This window comes from Stenotrophomonas sp. GD03877, assembly GCF_029840555.1.
Taxonomy (GTDB): Bacteria; Pseudomonadota; Gammaproteobacteria; order Xanthomonadales; family Xanthomonadaceae; genus Stenotrophomonas; species Stenotrophomonas geniculata.
Window position 1 is genome coordinate 1 of record NZ_JAOCCT010000029.1, and the last position, 23020, is coordinate 23020.

Sequence of the window (23020 nt, forward strand, 5' to 3'; positions counted from 1 at the left end):
CCGCCGATGGCCGCCGGCCGCGCGCAGCGCCGCTCTCCGCCCGATTCCCGGAACCATGCGCTTGCTCACGGATTGACCACACGATTGATGACAACGTTGTCCCTACCTGGCGCCGGACTCTCTCCCCGGCCTCCCAGGTACCTCCGTCCGGCCCCTCCGTCGCCTTCCCGGGCGACGCCCGGACCTGCGTCACGCGCGGCGCCATCGGGGCCCGCGCGCCCTTTGATCGGAGACTTACCCATGTACGACCCGATTGTGCGCAGTGCCGAACGTGCGACCCGAAGCTGTCGTCCCCACCGCCTGGCCTGGCTGCTTGCCCTGGCCGCCGGTGCCGCCGCCCTGCCCGGCCTGGCGCAGGCCGCCAGTTGTGCCGGGGTGGCCCAATGGGACCAGGCCAGGATCTACCGGGCCGGCGATACCCTGCAGAAAGGAGGCGTCCTCTATCGGGCGAACCAGGACATCTGGAACGCGCCGCCGGACCATCCGGCCGGTGCGCCCTACTACACCAACCTCGGCGCCTGCGATGGCAGCGGCGCCAACCAGCCGCCGGTGGTCAGCCTGACCTCGCCGGCCAACGGCGCCACCTTCAGTGCCGGCAGCACGGTCAACGTGACTGCCACCGCCAGTGATCCGGACGGCAGTGTCGCCAAGGTCGAGTTCTTCCGCGATGGCAGCACGCTCGGCGTGGCCACCAGTGCGCCGTATGCGGCCAGCTGGGCCAATGCCAGCGCCGGCAGCCACACCCTGCGCGCGGTGGCCACCGACAACAACAACGCCACCAGCAGCACCGCGACCATCACCATCACCGTCAACGCCGCCGGTGGCGATACCACCGCGCCCAGCGTGCCGGGCGGGCTGGCGGTCGGTACGCGCACCGCCAACAGCATCGCACTCAGCTGGAACCCGGCCACCGACAACACCGGTGGCAGCGGCGTGGCCGGCTACGACGTGTACCGCAACGGCAGCCTGGTCGGTTCACCGTCCAGTGCCAGCTATGTCGACGGCGGGCTGACTGCCTCCACCACCTACCGCTACCGCGTGCGCGCCCGCGACAACGCCGGCAACGCGTCGGCACAGGGCACCGAGATCAGCGCCACCACGCTGGCCGGTGACGGTGGCACCACCGGCAAGCGGGTCATCGGCTACTTCACCCAGTGGGGCATCTACGGCCGCAACTACCGGGTCAAGAACATCGACAGCAGCGGCTCGGCCGCACGCCTGACCCACATCAACTACGCGTTCGGCAACGTGCGCAACAACCGCTGCGAAGTGGGCATCACCCAGCCGTCGGATCCGAACAGCGGTGCCGGTGGCGACGCCTTCGCCGACTACACCAAGGCCTTCAGTGCCGCCGAGAGTGTCAGCGGCAGCGCCGATACCTGGGACCAGCCGCTGCGCGGCAACTGGAACCAGCTCAAGCAGCTCAAGGCCAAGTACCCGGGCATGAAGGTGCTGATCTCGCTGGGTGGCTGGACCTGGTCGCGCGGCTTCTCCAGCGCGGCGCGCCCGGAAAACCGCCAGGCCTTTGTCGCCTCGTGCATCGACGCCTACATCAAGGGCAACCTGCCGGTGACCGACGGTGCCGGTGGCGCCGGTGCCGCGCTGGGCGTGTTCGACGGCATCGACATCGACTGGGAATACCCGGTGGCCTGCGGCATCGAATGCGGCAAGCCGGAAGACAACGCCAACTTCACCGCACTGATGGCCGAGTTCCGCCGCCAGCTCGATGCGGTGCGTCCGGGCCTGTTGCTGACGGTGGCGGTGGGCGCCGGCATCGACAAGATCCGCGTCACCGATCCGGCCGCGTACCACCCGTACCTGGACTACATCAACGTGATGACCTACGACTTCCACGGTGCGTGGGATGCGAAGACCAATCACCAGTCGGCGCTGTTCGATTCGCCGAATGATCCGTCCACCGGCGACCAGAAGCTGTACAACAGCAACGACGCCATCGAGGCCTTCATCAGCCGAGGCGTGCCCGCCGCCAAGCTCAACCTGGGCATCGGCTACTACGGGCGCGGCTGGACCGGTGTGGCCAACGCCAACAACGGCCTGTACCAGACCGCCACCGGCGCCGCGCCGGGTACCTACGAGGCCGGCATCGAAGACTGGAAGGTGCTGAAGAACCTGGCGTGGCCGGGCTACACCGACAACACCGCCGGTGCCACCTGGATCTACAACGGCAGCACGCTGTGGAGCTTCGATACCCCGGCCAACATCACCCGCAAGATGGGCTACGTGAAGACCCAGGGCCTGGGCGGCGCGTTCGTCTGGGAGTTCAGTGGTGACGATGCACAGGGCACGCTGACCAAGGCGGTCAGTGATGGCCTGAAGTAAGAAAAAAGCCGGGGGTGCTGCGCGCCCCCGGCTTCCTACCTGTAGAGCCGAGCCCATGCTCGGCTGCGGAAACATCAGCCGAGCATGGGCCCGGCTCTACAGAAACAAGGTCGGCGGCGATCAGCGCTTGGCCGACAGCTTTTCCAGCGCCGCGCGCAGCTGCGCCGGCGGCAGGTAGCCGCCCAGCTGGGTACCGTCCGGCGCGAAGATCGCCGGCGTGCCGTTCACGCCCAGCTGCTGGCCCAGTGCGTACTGCATCGCCACCGGGTTGGTGCAGTTCTTGGCCGGCACATTGCCACCGCGCTTGGCATTGGTCAGCGCCTGGCGGCGATCCGCCGCACACCAGACCGAAATCATGTCGGTGTAGTCCTTGCTGCCCAGCCCCATGCGCGGGAACGCCAGGTACTCGACGCTGATGCCGTTGCGGTTGAGCTCGGCGATGTCCTGGTGCAGCTTGCGGCAGTAACCGCACTCGATGTCGGTAAACACGCTGATGGTGTACTTGGCATTCGGCGCGGCGAACACGATGCGGTCGCCATGGTTGGCCTTGGCCAGCAGATCGCGGCGGTAGCCGAGCAGGCCTTCGCTGTTGGCCGGGCCCTTGGCGCGGGTGTCGTAGGGCTGCGACTGGAACAGGTAGCGGCCATCATCGGACACGTACAGCAGCTGGCCGGACACGACGACCTCACGGAAGCCGGGGAACGGTGCAGCACCGATGTAGTCCACCTGGAAACCGGGGTTCAGCGCGGTCAGCGCGGCGCGCACGGCCTGATCGGCCGACGCGTTGGCGGCCGGGCTGGCCTTGGCCGCAGCGGTGGCGGGTGCCTTGGCAGCTGGCGGGGCCGGCTGGGCGCAGGCGGTCAGGCTGAGCGCACCGAACACGGCGGCGATGGCAAATCGGAGCATGGAGCGGTCCGCGGCAGAAGAAGACCCCGGATTCTGACACAGCTGCCGCGACCGGGCCGCGACACCGCCCGACGCTTGAGGCCGGGGTTCAGGCCTGCGCTCAGCCGCGCGGATGGTGGCGTGCATGCAGCTTCTGCAGGTGTTCGCGGGCCACCAAGGTGTAGATCTGGGTGGTCGACAGCGAGCTGTGGCCGAGCAGCATCTGCAGCGCGCGCAGGTCGGCACCGCGGTTGAGCAGATGCGTGGCAAAGCTGTGCCGCAGGCCATGCGGGCTGATCCGCGCCGGATCGATGCCGGCCACCTGGGCGTGGCGCTTGACCAGATGCCAGAACGCCTGGCGGGTCAGCGCATGCAGCGTCGGCTCGACGAACAACGGTGTCTGCCCGTCTGCCAACGCGTGCACCTTGCCCTTGCCGACCAGCAGCGGGCGCGACTGCTGCAGGTAACGCTCCAGCCAGTGCTGCGACTCCTCACCCAGCGGCACCAGCCGTTCCTTGCTGCCCTTGCCGGTCACCCGCAGCACGCCCTGGCGCAGGTTGACCGCGGTGGCGGGCAGCAGCACCAGCTCGCTCACGCGCAGGCCGGCGGCATACATCAGCTCCAGCATGGCCCGATCGCGCAGGCCCAGCGGGCTGTCGACATCCGGTGCTGCCAACAGCGCGTCGATCTGGCTCTCGGCCAGCGCCTTGGGCAACAAACGTGGCAGCTTGGGCGGATCGAGCAGCGCGCTGGGGTCTTCGCTGCGCTCACCACGACGCACGCCGTCGGCGAAGAACGCGCGCAGTGCCGACAGCAGGCGCGCGTTGCTGCGCGGCGACCAGCCATGACGGGTACGCCAGGCCAGGTAGTCGAACAGGCCGGGGCGCTCGATGCCGGCCAGCCCGCCCTCGCGTCCATCCATCCACCGCGCCAACCCTTCCAGGTCGCGCCGGTAGCTGTCGAGCGTGGCGCGCGCGAGGCCGTTCTCGGCCCAGATCGCATCGAGGAAACGCTGGATCCGCACGCTGTCATCGGCGCGCAGTTCCGGCAGTTGCTGCACCAGCTGGCGGCGTTCGGCGGGGGTGGAAACAGAGGCCATGCGTAGAGGATACGAGGGCCACTGCGGATGCGGCCAGCATTGCGTATGCTCGGCGCATGTCCCGCCCCGCCATTGATACGGCCCCTGCGGCCGCTACCGAACTGCCCCGCCCGCGCGCATTGCTGCTGTGGCGCGCGCTGGCGATGGTCTACGACGCGCTGCCGGTGCTGGCGCTGTGGATGCTGGCCGGCACCCTGTTCACCCTTGCCTACACCTTCAGCGGCCATGCCCAGCGCGAGAACATCGCGCCGTTCAGTGCCTGGCAGTGGCTGCTGTGGGCGGTGTGCTGGGCGATCACGGGGTGGTATGCGACGGCAAGCTGGCGCCGCGGCGGGCAGACGCTGGGCATGCGGCCGTGGCGGCTGAAACTGCACGCCAGCGATGGCGCGCCGCTGCGGCGCAGCCAGCTGTGGCTGCGTTTCGCCGTGGGCACGCTATCCCTGCTGCTGGGTGGACTGGGCTTCTGGTGGGCGTGGGTCGATCGCGAACGCCTGACCTGGCATGACCGCGCCAGCGGCACCCGCCTGGTGCGGATGCCGAAACGGTAAGGCGCTGTCTGTAGAGCCGAGCCCGTGCTCGGCTGCTTTCCGCACTGTACGCGACAGCCGAGCACAGGCTCGGCTCTACAACAATCAGAATCAGCCCGACTTGCGCCGGAACAGCAGTCCGGACACCGCCAGCATCACGATCGGTGGCAGCGCATAGGCAATGCGGTAATCGAACTTCAACGCGCCGGCCATGCGCCCGAAGAACAGCTGCAGCAGCCAGAAGCCCAGCGCGAACAGGATGCCCAGGAACAGGCGCTTGCCCATGCCGCCGCTGCGCAGCGAACCGAACGCGAACGGCACCGCCGCCAGGCACAGCGCCAGCACGTTCACCGGGTAGAACCAGCGGCTCCAGTACACATCCTCGAAGTCGCGCGCATCCAGCCCGTTGCGCTGGCGATAGGCGATGCTGGTGCTCAGTTCGGCCACGCTGAGGTTGCGCGGCTTGGCGATGCCGGTGGCCAGCGCGGCCGGATCCAGCGAAGAATTCCACGCTTCGCGCGCCACTTCCTCACGCGTGGCCGAGCGTTCACCAAAGGTGTCCCGGCGCACGCCCGTCAATACCCAGCCATCCTTGTCATGCTCGACGGTGGCAGCATGGGTCAGCGAGGCGATCCGGCCGTCTTCAGCGATGTGATACAGGCGCACGTCGCGCAGGATCAGGCGCGTGCCCTTGTCGCCAACCAGCTGCTCCTCGCCACTCTGCGCATTGAGGAAGGTATCGCCCTCGCGTGCCCACAGGCCCGAATAACGGCTGGTGGCGATATCCCGCCCCCACTTGGCACTGGACTTCAACGCATCGGCACGGTCCTGGCCCCAGGGGCCCAGGGTCTCGGCGCTGAGCACCATCACCGCGGTCAGCAGCGACAGCGCGATCGCCACTGAAACGCTCAGGCGCTTGCGCGACAGCCCCAGTGCACGCAGCGCGGTCAGCTCCGAGGTCGCCGCCAGCTGGCCCAGGCCCATCAGTGCGCCGATCACCGCGGCGGTGGGGAACATGGTGTAAGCGCGGCGTGGCACCGTATACAGCACCCAGGCGGCGGCATGGCCCAGGGTGTAGCCGTTCTTGCCGATGTCCTTGAACTCGCCGGAGAACGCCATCACCACGTCCAGACCGACCAGTACGGCCCAGGTCAGCAACACGGTGGTGAACACCGACCGGCCCAGGTACAGGTCGAAACGCATCGGGCGCAGCCTCATGCGCGGGCTCCCTTCGGGCGGCCCAGGCGGCCATCACGTGCATACATCCAGATGGCCAACGCCAGCAGCGGCAGGGTCAACCACCACAGGCCGAGCGCAGGGGGGATCTTGCCGTTGGCGATCCAGCCGCTGCCGATGAACATCAGGTTGGTGCCGACCATGTAGGCCATCAGCGCCAGCATCATGCGGCCGTAGCGCTGCTGGCGCGGCGAGCTGCGGCCCAGCGGCACGGTCAGCAGGGCGAACGCCAGCGCGATCAGCGGCGGGGCCAGGCGGCGGTGCAGCTGCGCCTGCGCCTGCGGACGCTCATCGCCGATCAGCTGCAGGGTCGGCATCAGTTCCGGGTCATCCTCGGTGCGGGTCTGCGCGCCATCGGGCAGGGCCACGTCATTGCGGGCGAAGGTCGCCAGGCGGTAGTCCAGCGCACCGGCCACCGGCCCTTCCACCTGGTGGCCGTCATCCAGCTCCAGGAAGCGCTGGCGGGTACCCTCGAAGAACATGCGACCGCCATTGGCCGACACCACCTCCAGGCGGTCATCCTTCTGGCGCTGCAGAAACACGTTGCCCAGCTGGGTGCCATCGGGCGAGATCGAGGACAGGTAGACCACGCCGCCATTGGGCAGCGGGGTGAAGCGGCCCGGCTCCAAGCCGGCCATCAGCACGCTGCGGTTGGCCTCGATGATCATCTGCTCGGCCACCCGGCCGGCCCAGGGGCCCAGCCACAGCGAGCAGGTGCCGACCAGCACCACCACCGGCACCACCAGCATCAACAGCGGCCGCAGCAGGCGCTTGGGGCCCACGCCAATGGCGGTGATGACCGCCATTTCCGAATCGCGGTACAGGCGGGCGATGGCCAGCAGCAGGCCCAGCATCAGTGCCAGCGGCAGGATCAGCGGCAGGTAGGCGATGAACTGCAGGCCCAGCTGCGAGAACAGCAGCTTGGCCGGCAGCCGCCCGTCGGCGATGTTGCCGAGGATGTCCACCAGCACGCCGCCCACGCTGACCACCAGCAGGACGATCAGGGTAGCCAGGAAACTCTGGACGAAATCGCCCAGCAGGTATCGGTCGAGCTTCAGCATGGGGCGGTGGTTTAAACTCTGGGGTTCGTTCGCGGTGCCGCCCAGTCTACTGTCTGGGCGTAAACGGCCTGCGATTGTACGGACTCGCCAATGGAATCTGCTCAATGGCCCTCGAATTCACCCTGAACCACGTTGCTCCGGCCGCCGCCGCCGTTGATTGCCTGGTGGTCGGCGCCTATGCCGACCATACCCTGACCCCGGCCGCACAGGCCCTGGACGCCGCCAGCGGTGGCCGCCTGGCCGCCCTGGCCCAGCGCGGCGACCTGTCCGGCAAGACCGGCGCCACCACCCTGCTGCATGACCTGCCGGGCGTGACCGCCCCGCGCGTGCTGGTGGTCGGCCTGGGCGAAGTCGCCCGTTTCGGCGTGCCGCAGTACCTGAAGGCCGTCGGCGACGCCGTGCGCGCGCTGAAGGCCGGTGCTGCCCGCAGCGCACTGTTCACCCTGTCCGAAGTGGCCATCAAGGACCGCGACGCGGCCTGGGCGATCCGCCAGGCGGTGATCGCCGCCGATCACGCCGCCTACCGCTACACCGCCACCCTGGGCAAGAAGAAGGCCGACGACGCCGGCCTGGCCCAGCTGGCCATCGCCGGTGACGACGCGCAGGCCCTGGCCCAGGGCCAGGCCATCGCCGCCGGTGTCGAGTTCGCCCGCGAGCTGGGCAACCTGCCGCCGAACTACTGCACCCCGGCCTACCTGGCCGAGGTGGGCGTGAAGTTCGCCGGCGAGCATGACGGTGCCGAAGCCGAGATCCTCGACGAGCACCAGATGGAAGCGCTGGGCATGGGTTCGCTGCTGGCCGTGGCCCGTGGTTCGGCCAACCGCCCGCGCCTGGTGGTGCTGAAGTGGACCGGTGCTGGCGACGCCAAGCCCTATGTACTGGTCGGCAAGGGCATCACCTTCGATACCGGTGGCGTCAACCTGAAGACCCAGGGCGGCATCGAAGAAATGAAGTACGACATGTGCGGTGGCGCCAACGTCATCGGCACCTTCGTCGCTGCGGTCAAGGCCAAGCTGCCGCTGAACCTGGTGGTGGTGGTGCCGGCGGTGGAAAACGCCATCGACGGCAACGCCTACCGTCCGTCCGACGTGATCACCTCGATGTCGGGCAAGACCATCGAAGTGGGCAACACCGACGCCGAAGGCCGCCTGATCCTGTGCGACGCGCTGACTTACGCGCAGCGCTTCGAGCCGGCCGCGCTGGTCGACGTGGCCACCCTGACCGGTGCCTGCATGGTCGCCCTGGGCCACCAGACCGCCGGCCTGATGAGCAAGCACGACGACCTGGCCAACGAGCTGCTGGCCGCCGGCGAGCACGTGTTCGACCGCGCCTGGCGCCTGCCGCTGTGGGACGAGTACCAGCCGATGCTGGATTCGACCTTCGCCGACGTCTACAACATCGGCGGCCGCTGGGCCGGCGCGATCACCGCTGGCTGCTTCCTGTCGCGCTTCACCGAAGGCCAGCGCTGGGCCCACCTGGACATCGCCGGCGTGGCCAGCGATGAAGGCAAGCGTGGCATGGCCACCGGCCGCCCGGTCGGCCTGCTGAGCCAGTGGCTGCTGGACCAGGCCGCCCGCGCCTGATGCCGTACCCGACCCTGGCTGGCGCCCGCCGGCCGGGGCCTCGCCCGGCACCGCCGGAACCCTGCCTGACCCGGACCCTGCCATGCCCCGCGCCGACTTCTACCTGATCGCCAAGCCCCGTTTCCTGACCGAGCCGTTGCGCCTGGTCTGCGAACTGGCGCGCAAGGCCAACGACGCCGGGTTGTTCACCCTGGTACTGGCCCGCGACCAGGCCCAGGCCGAGGAGCTGGACGAGCTGCTGTGGGCGTTCGACAACGATGCCTACATCCCGCACCAGATCGCCGGCGAGGACATGGACGAGGAAGAGGCGCTGGTGCTGATCGCCGTACCCGGCACCGGGGCACCGGCGCGTCCGCTGGTGATCAACCTGCGTGATGAGCCCTGGCTGGGCGAGTGCGAGCGCGTGCTGGAAGTGGTTCCGGCCGACCCGGAAGCACGCGAACCGCTGCGCGAACGCTGGCGCCAGTACAAGGCCGCCGGTTACGACCTGAACAAGCACGACATGTAAGCGCGCCCCGGCCCCCTTGATGGGCCGCCGCCGCGCCCTGATCCTTCAACGATTACCTCCTGGTTCCCCCGCATGACCCAACTCGCCTCCAGCTACGACCCGAAGTCCTTCGAGACCGACCTCTACGAGGCCTGGGAGAAGGCCGGCCACTTCAAGCCGTCCGGCACGGGCGAGCCGTACACCATCCTGCTGCCGCCGCCGAACGTAACCGGCACCCTGCACATGGGCCACGCGTTCCAGCAGACCCTGATGGATGCGCTGGTGCGCTACCACCGCATGCGTGGCTACGACACGCTGTGGCAGGTCGGTACCGACCATGCCGGCATTGCCACCGAAATGGTGGTCAGCCGCAACCTGGCGCTGGAAGGCAAGGGCGAGACCCGCGATTCGCTGGGCCGCGAGGGCTTCATCGGCAAGGTCTGGGAGTGGAAGCAGCAGTCCGGCGACACCATCGAGCGCCAGATGCGCCGCCTCGGCACCTCCGCCGACTGGTCGCGCAGCACCTTCACCATGGACCCGCAGCCGTCGGCCGCCGTCAACGAAGCCTTCGTGCGCTGGTACGAGCAGGGCCTGATCTACCGTGGCCAGCGCCTGGTCAACTGGGACCCGGTGCTGAAGACCGCCATTTCCGACCTGGAAGTGGAGAGCGCCGAGGAAGACGGCTTCCTGTGGTCGATCGCCTACACGCTGGATGAAGGCCTGAGCTACGAGCACGTCGAGCGCGATGCCGACGGCGTGGAAACCCTGCGCGAAACCCGCGACTACCTGGTGGTCGCCACCACGCGCCCGGAAACCCTGCTGGGTGATACGGCGGTGATGGTGCATCCGGAAGACGAGCGCTATGCGCACCTGATCGGCAAGCAGGTGGTGCTGCCGTTGACCGGCCGCCGCGTGCCGGTGATCGCCGACGATTACGTGGACCGTGCGTTCGGCACCGGCGTGGTCAAGGTCACCCCGGCGCACGATTTCAACGACTATGAAGTGGGCGTGCGCCACAGCCTGCCGATGATCAACCTGTTCACCCCGGTGGCGGCGCTGAATGAAAACGCACCCGAACGCTTCCAGGGCCTGGACCGCTACGCCGCGCGCAAGGCCGTGCTGGCCGAGCTGGAAGACCTGGGCATCCTGGTCGAGACCAAGGCGCACAAGCTGCAGGTGCCGCGCGGTGATCGCACCGGCCAGGTGATCGAGCCGTACCTGACCGACCAGTGGTTCGTGAAGATGGACGACCTGGCCAAGCGTGGCCTGGAACTGGTCGAGGACGGAAGCATCGCCTTCGTTCCGCCGAACTGGATCAACACTTACCGCCACTGGATGAACAACATCCAGGACTGGTGCATCAGCCGCCAGCTGTGGTGGGGCCACCGCATTCCGGCGTGGTTCGACGCCGCCACCGGCAACTGCTACGTCGGTCGCAGCGAAGACGAAGTGCGCGCGAAGAACAACCTCGGCAGCGACGTGGTGCTGAACCAGGAAAGCGACGTGCTGGAGACCTGGTTCTCCTCGCAGCTGTGGCCATTCTCCACCCTGGGCTGGCCGAACGAACAGGCGATGGCCGAGCGCGGCTTCGACCGCTACCTGCCGTCGTCGGTGCTGATCACCGGCTTCGACATCATCTTCTTCTGGGTGGCGCGCATGATCATGGCCACCGACAACCTGGTCGGGAAGATCCCGTTCAAGGACGTCTACTTCACCGGCCTGATCCGCGACGGCCAGGGCCAGAAGATGTCCAAGAGCAAGGGCAACGTGCTCGACCCGCTGGACATCATCGACGGCATCACCATCGACGACCTGGTCGCCAAGCGTACCGGCGGCCTGATGCAGCCGAAGATGGTGGAGAAGATCGAAAAGGCCACCCGCAAGGAATTCCCGGACGGCATTGCTGCCCACGGTGCCGATGCGCTGCGCTTCACCATCGCCGCGCTGGCCACCCACGGCCGCGACATCAAGTTCGACATGAACCGCGCCGAGGGCTACAAGAACTTCTGCAACAAGCTGTGGAATGCCAGCCGCTTCGCGCTGATGAACACTGAAGGTGCCGCGTTCACCGGCGTGCCCAAGCCGCGCACCGATGCCGAGCGCTGGATCCTCGCGCGCCTAGCCGCCACTACTGCCGAAGCGCAGGGCCATTTCGCCGCCTACCGCTTCGATCTGCTGGCACAGTGCCTGTACGAGTTCGCCTGGAACGCGTTCTGCGACTGGTTCCTGGAACTGAGCAAGCCGGCCCTGAACGGTGCCGACGGCGCCGATGCCGAAAGCACCCGCCACACCCTGCTGTACGTGCTGGAAGCGCTGCTGCGCCTGCTGCACCCGCTCACGCCGTTCATCACCGAACAGCTGTGGCAGCAGCTGGCCCCGCGCCTGGGCCTGGCCGAAACCACGCTGTCGCTGCGCCCGTATCCGACCGCGGCCGAGTTCGAGGGCGATTTCGCCCAGGCCGAGGCCGACGTGGAATGGCTGAAGGCGGTGATCAGTGCCGTGCGCCGCGTGCGCAGCGAATTGAACGTCGCCCCGTCCAAGCTGGTGCCGCTGCGCCTGCAGGCCGGCCTGGAACAGGACCGCGTGCGCATCGAACGCTTCAGCGCTTCGCTGTCGTTCCTGCTGAAGCTGGACAGCATCCAGTGGCTGGCCGAAGGCGAAAGCGCACCGCCGGCTGCCGCTGCGATCGTGGGCGAGCTGAAGCTGCTGGTGCCGCTGGAAGGCCTGGTCGATCTCGACGCCGAGCGCGTGCGCCTGGACAAGGAAATCGCCCGCGTCGAAGCCGAAAAGGAAAAGAGCGAGACCAAGCTGGCCAGGTTCACCGACAAGGTGCCACCGGCGGTGGTCGAGCAGGAACGCGTGCGCCTGGTCGACTGGAACACCCAGCTGGCCGGCCTGCGCGAGCAGCGCGCGAAGCTGTAAGCGCCGCGCTCTGGTGCGTGCCAGCCAAGGTTGGCACCTACCACGGCGGGAGAGGTTGGCATCTACCGATGCGGAATCGGAAACGCCGGGCAATGCCTGGCGTTTCCATTTTCCCGACATGGCATCATCGCCCGATGCCTCTTTCCATTTTCCTGCTGGTCCTCGCGGCTGCGGCCCTGCACGCCAGCTGGAATGCGATCGTCAAGCGCGGACCAGACAAATTCCTCGGTACCGTGCTGGTCACCGGCAGCGCGGCGCTGCTGTCCGCCGCCGCCCTGCCCTTCCTGCCCTTCCCCGGCGCGCACAGCTGGCCGTGGCTGGCCGCTTCGGTGCTGCTGCAGGTGACCTATTACGGGCTGGTCGCACGCTGTTACCAGCAGGTCGACATGAGCCTGGCCTACCCGCTGATGCGTGGCAGCGCGCCGATCTTGGTTGCGCTGGCCGGCACCCTGCTGGGCGAACCATTGGCACCTGCCGCGTGGCTGGGCGTGGTGCTGGTGAGCACCGGCATCCTGTGCATGGCACTGGGTGCACGTGGCGGCCAACTGCGCCTGCCACTGCTGACCGCGGCGATGATCGCCACCTACACCCTGGTCGATGCACAGGGTGCACGCCAGTCCGGCAGTGCGCTCAGCTACACGCTGTGGCTGTTCCTGCTGTCGGGCATTCCCCTGCCGTTGTGGGCGCTGTACACCCGGCGCGGCGCGGTGCTGGCCTATGCGCGGCAGCATTGGCCTCTCGGTCTGGCCGGTGGTGTCGGCACCACGGCGTCCTATGCGATGGCGTTGTGGGCGATGACCCAGGCGCCGGTGGCGATGGTCTCCGCGCTGCGTGAGTCTTCGATCCTGTTCGCGCTGCTGATCTCGGTGTTCCTGCTGCGCGAGCGCATTCCGCGTGCGCGCTGGCTGGCGGCGGCGCTCATCGTAGGCGGTGTATTGGCACTGCGGTTGGCGTGAGCAATGCGTGCCAACCAAGGTTGGCACCTACCACGGCAGGTGATGTGTCGATGACAGCGGAGATCCATCGGTAGTGCCGGCCGCTGGCCGCCAACCCTTCCCGGTTACAGCGGCGGCATCGCCTGCAGGTCGCCGTCGACCAGTTCGATCGCCATCACCACCGCGTCCTCGCGGCCCTGTGCGGCCGGGTAGTAACGCGGGCGGCGGCCGATCTCGTTGAAGCCTTCGCTGTGGTACAGCGCCAGCGCCGGCGCGTTGGACGGACGCACTTCCAGGAACACCCGCTGCGCGCCACGGTCGCCGGCCAGCTGCACCAGCGCCCGCAGCAGTTGCCGCCCGAGGCCACGCGACTGCGTGAACGGATCGATGCAGATGTTCAGCACATGGGCCTCGTCGGCGGCGATGCTGAGCACGCCGTAGCCGATCAGCTGGCCATCGCGCTCCATCGCCAGGCCGGGATAACCGGCACGCAGGCAGTCAACGAAGATGCCGCGGGTCCAGGGAAACGGATAGCCGCGTACTTCAATCGCCATCACCGCGTTGAGGTCGCTCTCGCGCAGCGCACGCAGGCTGACCGGACCGGGCTGGCTGACCGCACTCATGGCGTGCCCCGCTTGCGCAGGGTGCGCAGCTGCGGCCACAGCGCGCGCTTGGCGGCCGGGTCCTGGCGCAACTGGTCCAGCGGCCAGCTGTCCATCAGCGCCTGCGTGGCCGGATCGTTGGGGTTGCAGCCGGACGCGCGCAGCAAGGCGATCTGCAGGCGATCCGGCAGCCGCACCACCGGCTGCCGGGCATTGCCGCCGGGCAGCGGGCGGGCAGCGGCGGGCGCGGTGTCCGGTGCGCTGACCGGGGTCTCGCGACGCGGGGGTGCCGGACGCTCCTGGCGGGAAACCGGTGTGGCCGCAGCCAGAGGCTCACTCGCGGGTGCGGTGGATGCCCGCGCCTGCTCCGCCGCTGGCGCGGCAGCCGTCTCGGCTTCGGCCACGCTCAGCTGCAGCGCGGCATCCAGTTCCGCGGCCAACTGGCCGTCGTGGTAGACGGTGTAGCCCATGGCCTGCAGCCAGGCCTGCTGGGCCGGTGACCACAGCACGGGCAGATCCTGGCTCACGCGGCCTCGGGCTTCTTGCGCAGGCGCTGCACGGCCCACATCACCGGGCCGGACAAGGCGTACAGGATGCCCACCGCGAACAGCACGCGCGGCAGATCGATGACCGCGATGGCGATGGCCACCGGTACCAGTGCCAGCACCAGGAACGGCACGCGGTCCGAACGGGTGCCCTTGGCAGCGCCGCCCTTGAAGCTCCAGAAGCGGATGCGGCTGACCATCAGCAGCGCCGCGATGATCGTCACCGCCAGCGCCACGTAGCGCAGCTGGTTGCCGTCCCAGCCCAGGTTGCCATCGGCGAACGCCCAGACGAAGGACATCATCAGGCCGGCCGCGGCCGGGCTGGCCAGGCCGACGAACCAGCGCTTGTCGACCACCGCCACCTGGGTGTTGAAGCGGGCCAGGCGCAGCGCCGCGCAGGCGGCATACAGGAAGGCCACGGCCCAGCCGACGCGGCCGAGCAGCGGGTCATCGAACTTCAGCCACGACAGCGACCAGTGGTACATCACCAGTGCCGGGGCCATGCCGAAGCTGACCAGATCGGCCAGCGAGTCGTACTGCACGCCGAATTCGCTGCTGGTACCGGTCAGGCGCGCCACGCGCCCATCCAGGCCATCCATCACCGCTGCCACGAACACGGCGATGCTGGCGTTGACGAAGTCCCCGTTGGCCGCGGCGATGATCGCGTAGAAGCCGGCAAACAGGCCGGCGGTGGTGAACAGGTTGGGCAGCAGGTAAATCGTGCGCGAACGCGGCGGCGGTGTGATCGGGTCCATGGAATCCAGTTTAATCGACTTGCCAGTGCTCGGCGCCAATGCTGCAATCGGCGTTCTACGCCCATTCCGTGGAGTTTGCCATGCGTGCCCTGTCCTGCCTTGGATGCCTGCTGCTGTTGGCCAGTGCCAACGTCGTGGCCGGCCCGGTCTATAAATGGAAGGACGCCAATGGCGTGACCCAGTATTCGGAGACCCCTCCGGCGGGCAGGAAATTCGAGACCCGTGCGCAGGCGCGCAGCCCACAGGCTGCGGCCAGCGCCGAGACCCCCGCCGCACCGGTGCCTGAGCAGTGCAGCACGGCCCGGGCCAACCTGGCCCTGCTGGACGGTGGCGGCCAGGTGATGCAGGACACCGATGGCGATGGCAAGGCCGATACCCCGTTGGCTCCGGAGCAGCGCAGTGCGCAGAAGGGATTGGCTGAAGCCGCCATCAAGGCTTACTGCCCGGCGGAGTGAGGGTATCGGCAGGGCTTGCAGCCCTGCACCTGCTTCAAGCAACGGCAACGTCAAACGCCAAAGCGGCTTCCTGAGGGATGGCGGGGCACTGTGGGTTTACGGCGTCTCCCGCAACCGGGCCCACCCCGCCATCCCCCAGTAAACTCGCCTTTGCCGTCGCTTCGGAAGTTGCAGTTGACGTTGCTTGAGGCGGGTGCAGGGCGCAGCCCTGCCGATACCCCTCCCCCCGGCCGGGCTGGCAGAATAGGCGTCTCTGCCGTTATCCGAAGCCGACGATGCGCCTCTCCCAGTTCCACCTGCACACCACCAAGGAAACCCCCAGCGACGCCGAGCTCACCAGCCACCGGCTGATGCTGCGCGCGGGCATGATCCGCAAGCTGGCATCGGGCCTGTACACCTGGTCGCCGCTGGGCCTGCGCGTGCTGCGCAAGGTCGAGCGCATCGTGCGCGAGGAAATGGACCGCGCCGGTGCCGTGGAATTCCAGATCCCGACCATCCAGCCGAAGGAACTGTGGGAGCAGACCGGGCGCTGGCAGAAGTTCGGCCCGCAGCTGCTGAAGATCAAGGACCGCAAGGACCAGGTGTTCTGCTACAGCCCGACCGCCGAAGAAGCCGCCTGCGACTTCGCTCGCGCTGAGCTATCCAGCTACAAGCAGCTGCCGGTGAACTTCTACCAGGTGCAGACCAAGTTCCGCGACGAGATCCGTCCGCGCTTCGGCGTGATGCGTTCGCGCGAGTTCCTGATGAAGGACGCCTATTCGTTCCACCTGCACGATGAGTGCCTGGTGCGCGAGTACGAGAACATGAAGTCCGCCTACAGCCGCATCTTCACCCGCCTCGGCCTGGATTTCCGCATGGTGCAGGCCGACTCCGGTGCGATCGGCGGTGATGCGTCGCAGGAATTCCACGTGATCGCCGATTCCGGCGAGGACGCGCTGGTGTTCTCCACCGGTTCGGACTACGCGGCCAACATGGAAGCGGCGATTGCCGCCGATCCGGCACCGCGTGCCGCCGCCAGCGAAGCCATGCGCAAGGTCGACACCCCCACCCAGAAGACCTGCGAGGACGTCGCGGCCCTGCTCGGCATCGCCCTGCAGCGCACGGTGAAGTCGGTGGCGCTGATCGCTGGCGAAGGCAAGGCACAGCAGTTCGTGCTGGTACTGGTGCGCGGTGACCATGAAGTCAACGAGATCAAGCTGGCCAAGGTTGCCGGCCTGGACGAGCAGCGCTTCGCCAGCGAGGCGGAGATCGCCGAGCACCTGGGCAGCGTGCCGGGCTTCCTTGGCCCGGTCGCCCCGGCCAAGCCCATCCGCGTGGTCGCCGATCGCGAAGTGGCGGCGATGTCGGACTTCGTCGTCGGCGCCAACGAAACCGGCTTCCACCTGGCCGGCGTCAACTGGGGCCGCGACCTGCCGGAACCGGAAGTGGCGGACATCCGCAACGTGCGTGCCGGTGACCGCGCACTGGACGGTGGCGAACTGAAGATCGCCCGTGGCATCGAAGTCGGCCACGTGTTCCAGCTCGGTCGCAAGTACGCCGAAGCGCTGGATGCCACCGTGCTGGATGAAAACGGCAAGGCGGCGGTGATGGCGATGGGCTGCTATGGCATCGGCATCTCGCGCGTGGTGGCTGCCGCGATCGAACAGAACCATGACGATGCCGGCATCATCTGGCCGGACGCGATGGCGCCGTGGCAGGTGGTGGTGTGCGTGATCAACCCGAAGGGCGACGCTGCCGTCGCCGATGCAGCGTCCAACCTGCTGCAGGAACTTCGCGACGCCGGCCTCGATGCCGCGCTGGACGACCGTGGCCTGCGCCCGGGCGCGATGTTCGCCGACATGGAACTGATCGGCATCCCGCACCGCGTGGTGGTCAGCGAACGTGGCCTGGCCGCCGGTACCTACGAGTACCGCTCGCGCCGCGCCAGCGAAGCCGAGAACCTGGACAAGGCCACCCTGCTGCAGCGTCTGCAGGACTGATCAGGAAAAGACCGGGGCATGCCCCGGTCTTTTTCTAGCTGACGCCCATTTGAGCAATATTGCAGCGGACATAATCCGGTCAAAATAGACGCAATGCAGCCGGGATGCTGCCAGGCCATGACCCGCCTGCATTTGTGCTGGGATTAATTCATCTTTATTCTGTCCCGCGACGCCATGGACTGGCTCGTCCCGTCCACTTATTAGTTTCCGGAGTAACCGTAAATGAGCATTGACCTGACCGGCCTGTCGGCACGCGAGCTGGGCGCCCTGATCCGTACCGCCAAGAAGCAGCAGACCATCGTCGCCAAGCGCCGGCCGATCACCAAGGTCCGGGCCCAGCTGACCAAGCTGGCCAAGACCGAGGGTTACACCATCGAAGAACTGTTCGGCAGCGCCCCGGCCACGCGTGCCCGCAAGGCCGCTCCGGCCGCCAAGGCCCCGTCGAAGACCGCCGGCCGCAAGCTGGGCAAGGTTGCCCCGAAGTACCGCAACCCGGCCAACCCCAAGGAAACCTGGACCGGCCGTGGCAAGCAGCCGCGCTGGATGGCCGAGCTGACCGCCAAGGGCAACAAGAAGCCGGAAGATTTCCTGATCAAGAAGGCCTGAGGCCGGATTGGAATGCGATGAAAAACGCCGGCGAAAGCCGGCGTTTTTCATTCTTCGGTGGACCGAGGTCCACACCCACAGCAAGCAGCCCTCCCGGCGTGTGGACCAACGGTCCACACTCACCGACATCATTACAGGGTTTTGCGAGCGGGCATCAGCAGGTTGCCGAACAGCAGGCCGGCGACCAGGGCCATCACCACGTTGAGCACGGTGAGGAACACGCTCTGGCCGGCACCCACGTCCTGCTGCTGGACCAGGGTCAGCACGCCGCGCAGGCTGGTGCTGCCTGGCACCATCATGATGATGCCAGGCAGGCGGATGATCGCACCCGGGCGGCCAACGAGACGGCCGAACAGATTGCCACCGGCGGTCAGCAGCATCGCCGACAGGAAGATGCCGGCCGGCGCGCCCCAGGCGTGGCCACCGAACTTGGAGATCGCATAGCCGGCCACCGAGGCGGCGATCACCCACGGGTAATCGCGGCGGTTGGCCTTGAACAGCATCGCGAAGGCGAACGCCGCGGTCAGCAGCGAGCCCCACTCCACCCAGGGCCCCTGCGGCCGCGCCGCGCGGATCACCGGGTCGAGGCCGAGCACGTCGGCCAAGGTCACCGCGATCATCGCGCCCACACTGAGTTTCATGATGGTGGTCAGCGCACCGGCGAAGCGCGCGGTCCCCGACACCCAGTGCTGGCTGGCCAGTTCATTGACCGCATTGGTCAGCGACATGCCCGGCAGCAGCACCACCAGCGAGGCGATGATCACGGTGTTGAGGTTGAGCGCGCCGATGAAGGACGCGACCAGCGTGGCGACCAGGCCGGCCAGCAGCGCGGCCAGTGCCTCGGCGGCTTCGCGGGTGGCCGGGCGACGGTCGGTGACCATGCCGAGCAGGCCGATCATCAGGCCGATGACACCGGCGGTGGCGATGTCCAGCCACGGCAGCTTCCACATGCCGGCCACGCCGGCCGCGCCGAGGGTGAACGAAAGGATGGTGCGCAGCTTGCCGCGCCGGCCCGGATCCTTGTCCAGCTGGCGCAATGCGGTGTGGCCCTGGGCGATGCTCATCCGCCCATTGGCCACTTCCTCGGCGATATGGTCGGCGACGCTGAGCTTGTGCAGGTCGTTCTCGCCGGGCGCCAAGCGGATCACGCGGGTGATGTCACTGGAGCCGATCGCCTGCGCCGGGTCGCTGAAGCTGAGGATGATACCGGTGGGATTCGACCACGGTTCACAATCCAGATCGAGCTGGCGGGCCAGTGCCACCACCGCTGTTTCCAGGCGCTGGGCCGTTGTGCCATAGCTGTGCAGGCGTCCGGCGATCTCGGAAACGAAGGCCACGCGCTGTGCGTAGCTGGCCTGGGGCGTGGGGATCGTGTGAGCGTCTGCGGACATGCGCCGTAGTATTACCTAGGCTGGGCCTTACCGGAGAAATTCATCCGAGTTCGACGCGAAGCCCAATACAGAACGGTTATGCTGCGACCCGAATGGCCCAAGTGACCCCGAACCACGCCCCCCAGCTCGAACAGGATGCCCATGACCCGGGCGTGATCCGCCTGTCCGGCACCTGGACCTTGAAGACCGCGCTGGCTGCGGCCGAAGTCCTGCGCGGCGTTCCCGACACGCTGACCGGCATCGATGCCACCGCCATCGAGAAAATGGATTCGGCCGGCGTGCTGCAGGTGCTGCGCGTAGCCCATCGCGCCGACCTCGGCGAGGACGCACTGAAGTTCCGCCCGGATCACCAGGCGCTGGTGTGCACCATCGAGGAAGTGGCCGACGACCGGCCCAAGCCCAAGCGCGACTTCGGCGTGCTGGCGGCGCTGGAACGGCTGGGTGTCAGCGTCCATGCCACCGGCCACAACATCAAGGCGCTGTGCAGTTTCCTCGGCGAGAACCTGGTCAAGGGAGCTCGCCTGGTCAAGGAACCCCGTCGCTTCCGCCTGACCGCCACCGTGCACCAGATGGAGCAGGTCGGGCTGGACGCGGTACCGCTGGTGGCGCTGCTGTCCTACCTGGTGGGCGCGGTGATCGCCTTCCTCGGCTCGACCATCCTTCGCGACTTCGGCGCCGAGATCTACGTGGTCGAGCTGGTCAACATCGCCTTCCTGCGCGAGTTCGCGGTGCTGCTGACCGCCATCGTGCTGGCCGGCCGCACCGCCAGCGCCTTCACCGCACAGATCGGTGCGATGAAAGCGCGCGAGGAAATCGATGCGATGCGCACCCTGGGCCTGGATCCGATCGACCTGCTGGTGCTGCCACGGCTGCTGGCGCTGCTGGTCACCCTGCCGCTGCTGACCTTCATTGCGATGGTCGCCGGCCTGGCCGGCGGCATCACCGTCGGTGCGTTCGACCTCGACATCCCGCCGCAGATGTACATCGCGCGCATGCACGAGACGATGGAAGTGCGGCACATGCTGGTCGGCCTGTCGAAGGCGCCGGTGTTCGCGCTGGTGATCGGCCTGATCGGCTGCCTGGAAGGCCTGAAGGTGGAAGGCACGGCGCAGTCGGTGGGCGAACGCACCACCTCCAGCGTGGTGCAGACCATCTCGCTGGTGATCATCATCGACGCCTTCGCGGCGTTGTGGTTCATGCACATGGACTGGTGACATGAGCACGCATCCGACGCCCGACGACATTCCCATGCAGGACGACGATGGCCACGACCTGGCCATCCGCGTGCGCGGGCTGGTCAACCGCTTCGGCAGCCAGACCGTGCACGAGGACCTGGACCTGGACGTGCGCCGCGGCGAAATTCTCGGCGTGGTGGGTGGTTCGGGTACCGGCAAGTCGGTACTGATGCGCTCGATCCTCGGCCTGCGCACGCCCGACGAAGGCCGGATCGAGGTGCTGGGCCGCGACGCGCGTGCCGACGATGCCGAGAGCCGCCTGCACATCGAGCGCAACACCGGCGTGCTGTTCCAGGACGGTGCGTTGTTCTCGTCGCTGACCGTAGGCGAGAACGTGCAGGTACCGTTGAAGGAGCACCACCGCGAACTGCCCGAGCGCTGGCACTACGAACTGGCGCTGCTGAAGGTGAAGCTGGCCGGCCTGCCCGCCGATGCGATCAACAAACTGCCCTCGCAGCTGTCCGGCGGCATGCGCAAGCGCGCCGGCCTGGCCCGCGCGTTGGCACTGGACCCGCCGCTGCTGTTCCTGGATGAACCGACCGCCGGACTCGACCCGATCGGCGCGGCCGCCTTCGACCGACTGATCAAGACCCTGCAGGAAGCACTGGGGTTGACCGTGTTCCTGATCACCCACGACCTGGACACGCTGTATGCGATCTGCGACCGGGTGGCGGTGATCGCCGACCGCAAAGTGGTGGCCAACGCGCCACTGCCGGACATCGAGAAACTGGATCATCCGTGGATCCAGGAATACTTCCACGGACCGCGTGCGCGTGCCGCGCGCGGCGAACAGATCGAGAGTGCCTGAGCCATGGAAACCAAAGCCAACTACGTGCTGATCGGCGCGTTCACCCTGATCACCGGCCTGGCCCTGCTGGCCTTCGGCCTGTGGGCGGCCAAGTACTCCTCCGACCGTACCTGGCAGGAATACCGCGTGGTGTTCCGCGAGGCAGTAACCGGCCTGTCGGTGGGCAGCCCGGTGCAGTACAACGGCATCGCGGTGGGTTCGATCATCGAACTGAACCTGGTTCCGGACGACCCGCGCCAGGTGGTCGCACGCATCCGCCTGAACTCGACCACCCCGGTCAAGACCGATACCCGTGCAAAGCTGGCGATCACCAGCCTGACCGGCCCGTCGATCATCCAGCTCAGCGGTGGTACGCCGCAGTCGCCGGCACTGACCACGGTCAACAAGGATCCGGCGCCGATCATTCCAACCACGCCGTCGGCGCTGCAGAACATCACTGACGTTGCCAACCGCATCGTCGAGCGCATGGACCAGATCCTCAGCGACCGCAACGTGGCCTCGATCAACGCGACGCTGGCCAACCTGGAAACGATCAGCGGCGGCCTGGCCGACCGCGACCAGGGCACGCAGGCGCTGCTGCTCAGCGCGCGCGATGCCGCCCGCAGCCTGGACACCACGCTGAAGACCACCAATGGCACCATCGAGCGCCTGGACAAGAACCTGGTGCAGCAGCTGCCGGGCATCATCGACAAGCTCGACGCCACCCTGGCCAAGCTTGATTCGGCCGCTGGCAACGCCGACTCGATCCTTGGCGAGAACCGTGCCGCGATCAACAGCTTCGCCAACGATGGCCTCGGCCAGCTCGGCCCGACGCTGACCGAACTGCGCGGCCTGATCCGCGATCTGCGCCGGGTCAGCGACCGCCTCGAGAACAACCCCGCGCGCTACCTGCTGGGCCGCGACGCACCGAAGGAGTTCGAACCCAAATGAGCCCGACCGCCCTTCCGCGCCTGCTGCTGGCCGCTTCGATGGTCACCCTGCTGGGCGGCTGCTCCATCCTTGGCAGCAGCGAGAAAACCGCAGTGACGCTGTACTCGCCGTCCGTGCAGGTGAAGGCCGACCCGGCGTGGCCACAGGTGGGCTGGCAGCTGGTGCTGGCCAAGCCCAGCGCCGCGCGCATGGTCGACAGCCCGCGTATCAACGTGCGGCCGACGCCGTCGCAGATGGAGATCTACAAGGGGGCCAGCTGGGCACAGCCGGCCACCGACATGATCGAGGACACCCTGCTGCGTGGCTTTGAGGACTCCGGCCGCATCCGTGGCGTGGCGCGCAGCAGTGCCGGCATCCGTGCCGACTACAAGCTGTCCACCGACGTGCGCCGCTTTGAATCGGACTACCTGGGCCAGGCCACGCCGACCGTGGTGATCGAGGTCAACGCCAAGCTGATCCATGTGGCCGACCAGCGCGTGGTCGCCGACCGTACCTTCCGCCAGGCGCAGCCGGTCGGCAGTACCGACGTGCCGGCGGTTGCCGCTGCGTTCGAGCGCGGCCTGCAGCAGCTGGCACAGGAGATGGTGGGCTGGACGCTGACAAGCGGACAGGCCGACCAGCCGACCGTCGCGCGCTGAC

The 23020-nt window shown here is 67.7% G+C and carries 21 protein-coding genes; 13 read left to right on the forward strand and 8 right to left on the reverse strand.

Translation table 11 applies throughout. The annotated features are described in order from the left end of the window. Nucleotides 1-240 precede the first annotated feature (240 nt). Nucleotides 241-2340, forward strand: a complete 2100-nt coding sequence (locus N5D20_RS18560; protein ID WP_279914817.1) for a glycosyl hydrolase family 18 protein — start codon at nucleotides 241-243, stop codon at nucleotides 2338-2340. 120 nt (nucleotides 2341-2460) lie between these two features. Here the strand turns inward: N5D20_RS18560 and N5D20_RS18565 are convergent, their stop codons facing one another. Beyond that, entirely contained in the window at nucleotides 2461-3246 is a 786-nt protein-coding gene (locus tag N5D20_RS18565) for a DsbC family protein (protein WP_054170982.1), read from the reverse strand. Between the two features lie 100 nt (nucleotides 3247-3346). Next, nucleotides 3347-4324: a site-specific tyrosine recombinase XerD gene (xerD, locus tag N5D20_RS18570; protein ID WP_279914818.1), complete on the reverse strand. Its 978-nt coding sequence runs from the start codon at nucleotides 4322-4324 to the stop codon at nucleotides 3347-3349. Between the two features lie 56 nt (nucleotides 4325-4380). Between xerD and N5D20_RS18575 the strand changes: the two genes are divergently transcribed. Then, the gene (locus tag N5D20_RS18575; protein WP_010480723.1) at nucleotides 4381-4872 is read left to right on the forward strand and encodes an RDD family protein; all 492 of its coding nucleotides are present in this window, start codon (nucleotides 4381-4383) and stop codon (nucleotides 4870-4872) included. 90 nt (nucleotides 4873-4962) lie between these two features. Here N5D20_RS18575 and lptG read toward each other — a convergent pair whose 3' ends face one another. Together lptG and lptF are read right to left on the reverse strand one after the other, a co-directional pair. Continuing rightward, nucleotides 4963-6069: an LPS export ABC transporter permease LptG gene (gene lptG / locus N5D20_RS18580; protein WP_043403322.1), complete on the reverse strand. Its 1107-nt coding sequence runs from the start codon at nucleotides 6067-6069 to the stop codon at nucleotides 4963-4965. Next, the gene (lptF, locus tag N5D20_RS18585; protein WP_049410571.1) at nucleotides 6066-7148 is read right to left on the reverse strand and encodes an LPS export ABC transporter permease LptF; all 1083 of its coding nucleotides are present in this window, start codon (nucleotides 7146-7148) and stop codon (nucleotides 6066-6068) included. Before lptF ends, lptG begins: the two co-directional genes overlap by 4 nt. A gap of 104 nt (nucleotides 7149-7252) precedes the next feature. On the opposite strand from lptF, the gene N5D20_RS18590 reads away from it, so the two are divergent. The 4 genes from N5D20_RS18590 to N5D20_RS18605 all read left to right on the forward strand — a co-directional run bounded on the left by N5D20_RS18590 (nucleotide 7253) and on the right by N5D20_RS18605 (nucleotide 13096). Next, entirely contained in the window at nucleotides 7253-8731 is a 1479-nt protein-coding gene (locus N5D20_RS18590) for a leucyl aminopeptidase (protein WP_010480720.1), read from the forward strand. An 82-nt stretch (nucleotides 8732-8813) separates the two neighbouring features. Next, nucleotides 8814-9239 carry a DNA polymerase III subunit chi gene (locus N5D20_RS18595; RefSeq protein ID WP_010480719.1) on the forward strand — a complete coding sequence of 142 codons (426 nt, stop codon included), beginning with the start codon at nucleotides 8814-8816 and terminating at the stop codon, nucleotides 9237-9239. A gap of 72 nt (nucleotides 9240-9311) precedes the next feature. Beyond that, a complete protein-coding gene (locus N5D20_RS18600) occupies nucleotides 9312-12140 on the forward strand; it encodes a valine--tRNA ligase (RefSeq protein ID WP_010480718.1) in 2829 nt (942 codons plus the stop codon). Between the two features lie 134 nt (nucleotides 12141-12274). Then, nucleotides 12275-13096, forward strand: a complete 822-nt coding sequence (locus tag N5D20_RS18605) for an EamA family transporter (RefSeq protein WP_279914820.1) — start codon at nucleotides 12275-12277, stop codon at nucleotides 13094-13096. A gap of 104 nt (nucleotides 13097-13200) precedes the next feature. Here the strand turns inward: N5D20_RS18605 and rimI are convergent, their stop codons facing one another. From rimI to pssA, 3 genes are read right to left on the reverse strand one after another with little or no spacing between them, the layout of a single operon-like run. Next, nucleotides 13201-13698 carry a ribosomal protein S18-alanine N-acetyltransferase gene (rimI, locus tag N5D20_RS18610; RefSeq protein WP_049410561.1) on the reverse strand — a complete coding sequence of 166 codons (498 nt, stop codon included), beginning with the start codon at nucleotides 13696-13698 and terminating at the stop codon, nucleotides 13201-13203. Continuing rightward, on the reverse strand, nucleotides 13695-14204 hold the full coding sequence (locus N5D20_RS18615; protein WP_260364027.1) for a hypothetical protein: 510 nt from the start codon (nucleotides 14202-14204) through the stop codon (nucleotides 13695-13697). The genes rimI and N5D20_RS18615 overlap by 4 nt, the downstream gene beginning before the upstream one ends. Next, nucleotides 14201-14977, reverse strand: coding sequence for a CDP-diacylglycerol--serine O-phosphatidyltransferase (gene pssA, locus N5D20_RS18620; protein ID WP_005415206.1), 777 nt, complete (start codon nucleotides 14975-14977; stop codon nucleotides 14201-14203). The genes N5D20_RS18615 and pssA overlap by 4 nt, the downstream gene beginning before the upstream one ends. Before the next feature lie 80 nt (nucleotides 14978-15057). Between pssA and N5D20_RS18625 the strand changes: the two genes are divergently transcribed. The 3 genes from N5D20_RS18625 to N5D20_RS18635 all read left to right on the forward strand — a co-directional run bounded on the left by N5D20_RS18625 (nucleotide 15058) and on the right by N5D20_RS18635 (nucleotide 18017). After that, on the forward strand, nucleotides 15058-15432 hold the full coding sequence (locus tag N5D20_RS18625; RefSeq protein ID WP_029379706.1) for a DUF4124 domain-containing protein: 375 nt from the start codon (nucleotides 15058-15060) through the stop codon (nucleotides 15430-15432). 275 nt (nucleotides 15433-15707) lie between these two features. Next, nucleotides 15708-17411, forward strand: a complete 1704-nt coding sequence (locus N5D20_RS18630; protein ID WP_279914821.1) for a proline--tRNA ligase — start codon at nucleotides 15708-15710, stop codon at nucleotides 17409-17411. A 222-nt stretch (nucleotides 17412-17633) separates the two neighbouring features. Further along, nucleotides 17634-18017, forward strand: a complete 384-nt coding sequence (locus tag N5D20_RS18635) for an H-NS histone family protein (protein WP_010480700.1) — start codon at nucleotides 17634-17636, stop codon at nucleotides 18015-18017. 131 nt (nucleotides 18018-18148) lie between these two features. On the opposite strand, the gene N5D20_RS18640 is transcribed toward N5D20_RS18635, so the two are convergent. Continuing rightward, nucleotides 18149-19408 (reverse strand): threonine/serine exporter family protein, encoded by a 1260-nt coding sequence (locus tag N5D20_RS18640; RefSeq protein WP_010480697.1) that lies wholly within the window; start codon nucleotides 19406-19408, stop codon nucleotides 18149-18151. Between the two features lie 92 nt (nucleotides 19409-19500). Between N5D20_RS18640 and N5D20_RS18645 the strand changes: the two genes are divergently transcribed. The 4 genes from N5D20_RS18645 to N5D20_RS18660 are packed head-to-tail and all read left to right on the forward strand — an operon-like array spanning nucleotide 19501 to nucleotide 23019. After that, complete coding sequence (locus N5D20_RS18645) at nucleotides 19501-20622, forward strand: ABC transporter permease (RefSeq protein ID WP_010480695.1); 1122 nt, start codon at nucleotides 19501-19503, stop codon at nucleotides 20620-20622. A 1-nt stretch (nucleotide 20623) separates the two neighbouring features. Next, nucleotides 20624-21451 (forward strand): ABC transporter ATP-binding protein, encoded by an 828-nt coding sequence (locus N5D20_RS18650; RefSeq protein ID WP_010480693.1) that lies wholly within the window; start codon nucleotides 20624-20626, stop codon nucleotides 21449-21451. A 3-nt stretch (nucleotides 21452-21454) separates the two neighbouring features. Then, nucleotides 21455-22381 carry an MlaD family protein gene (locus tag N5D20_RS18655; protein ID WP_010480691.1) on the forward strand — a complete coding sequence of 309 codons (927 nt, stop codon included), beginning with the start codon at nucleotides 21455-21457 and terminating at the stop codon, nucleotides 22379-22381. Continuing rightward, a complete protein-coding gene (locus N5D20_RS18660; protein ID WP_049455356.1) occupies nucleotides 22378-23019 on the forward strand; it encodes an ABC-type transport auxiliary lipoprotein family protein in 642 nt (213 codons plus the stop codon). The genes N5D20_RS18655 and N5D20_RS18660 overlap by 4 nt, the downstream gene beginning before the upstream one ends. Nucleotide 23020: the final 1 nt, after the last annotated feature.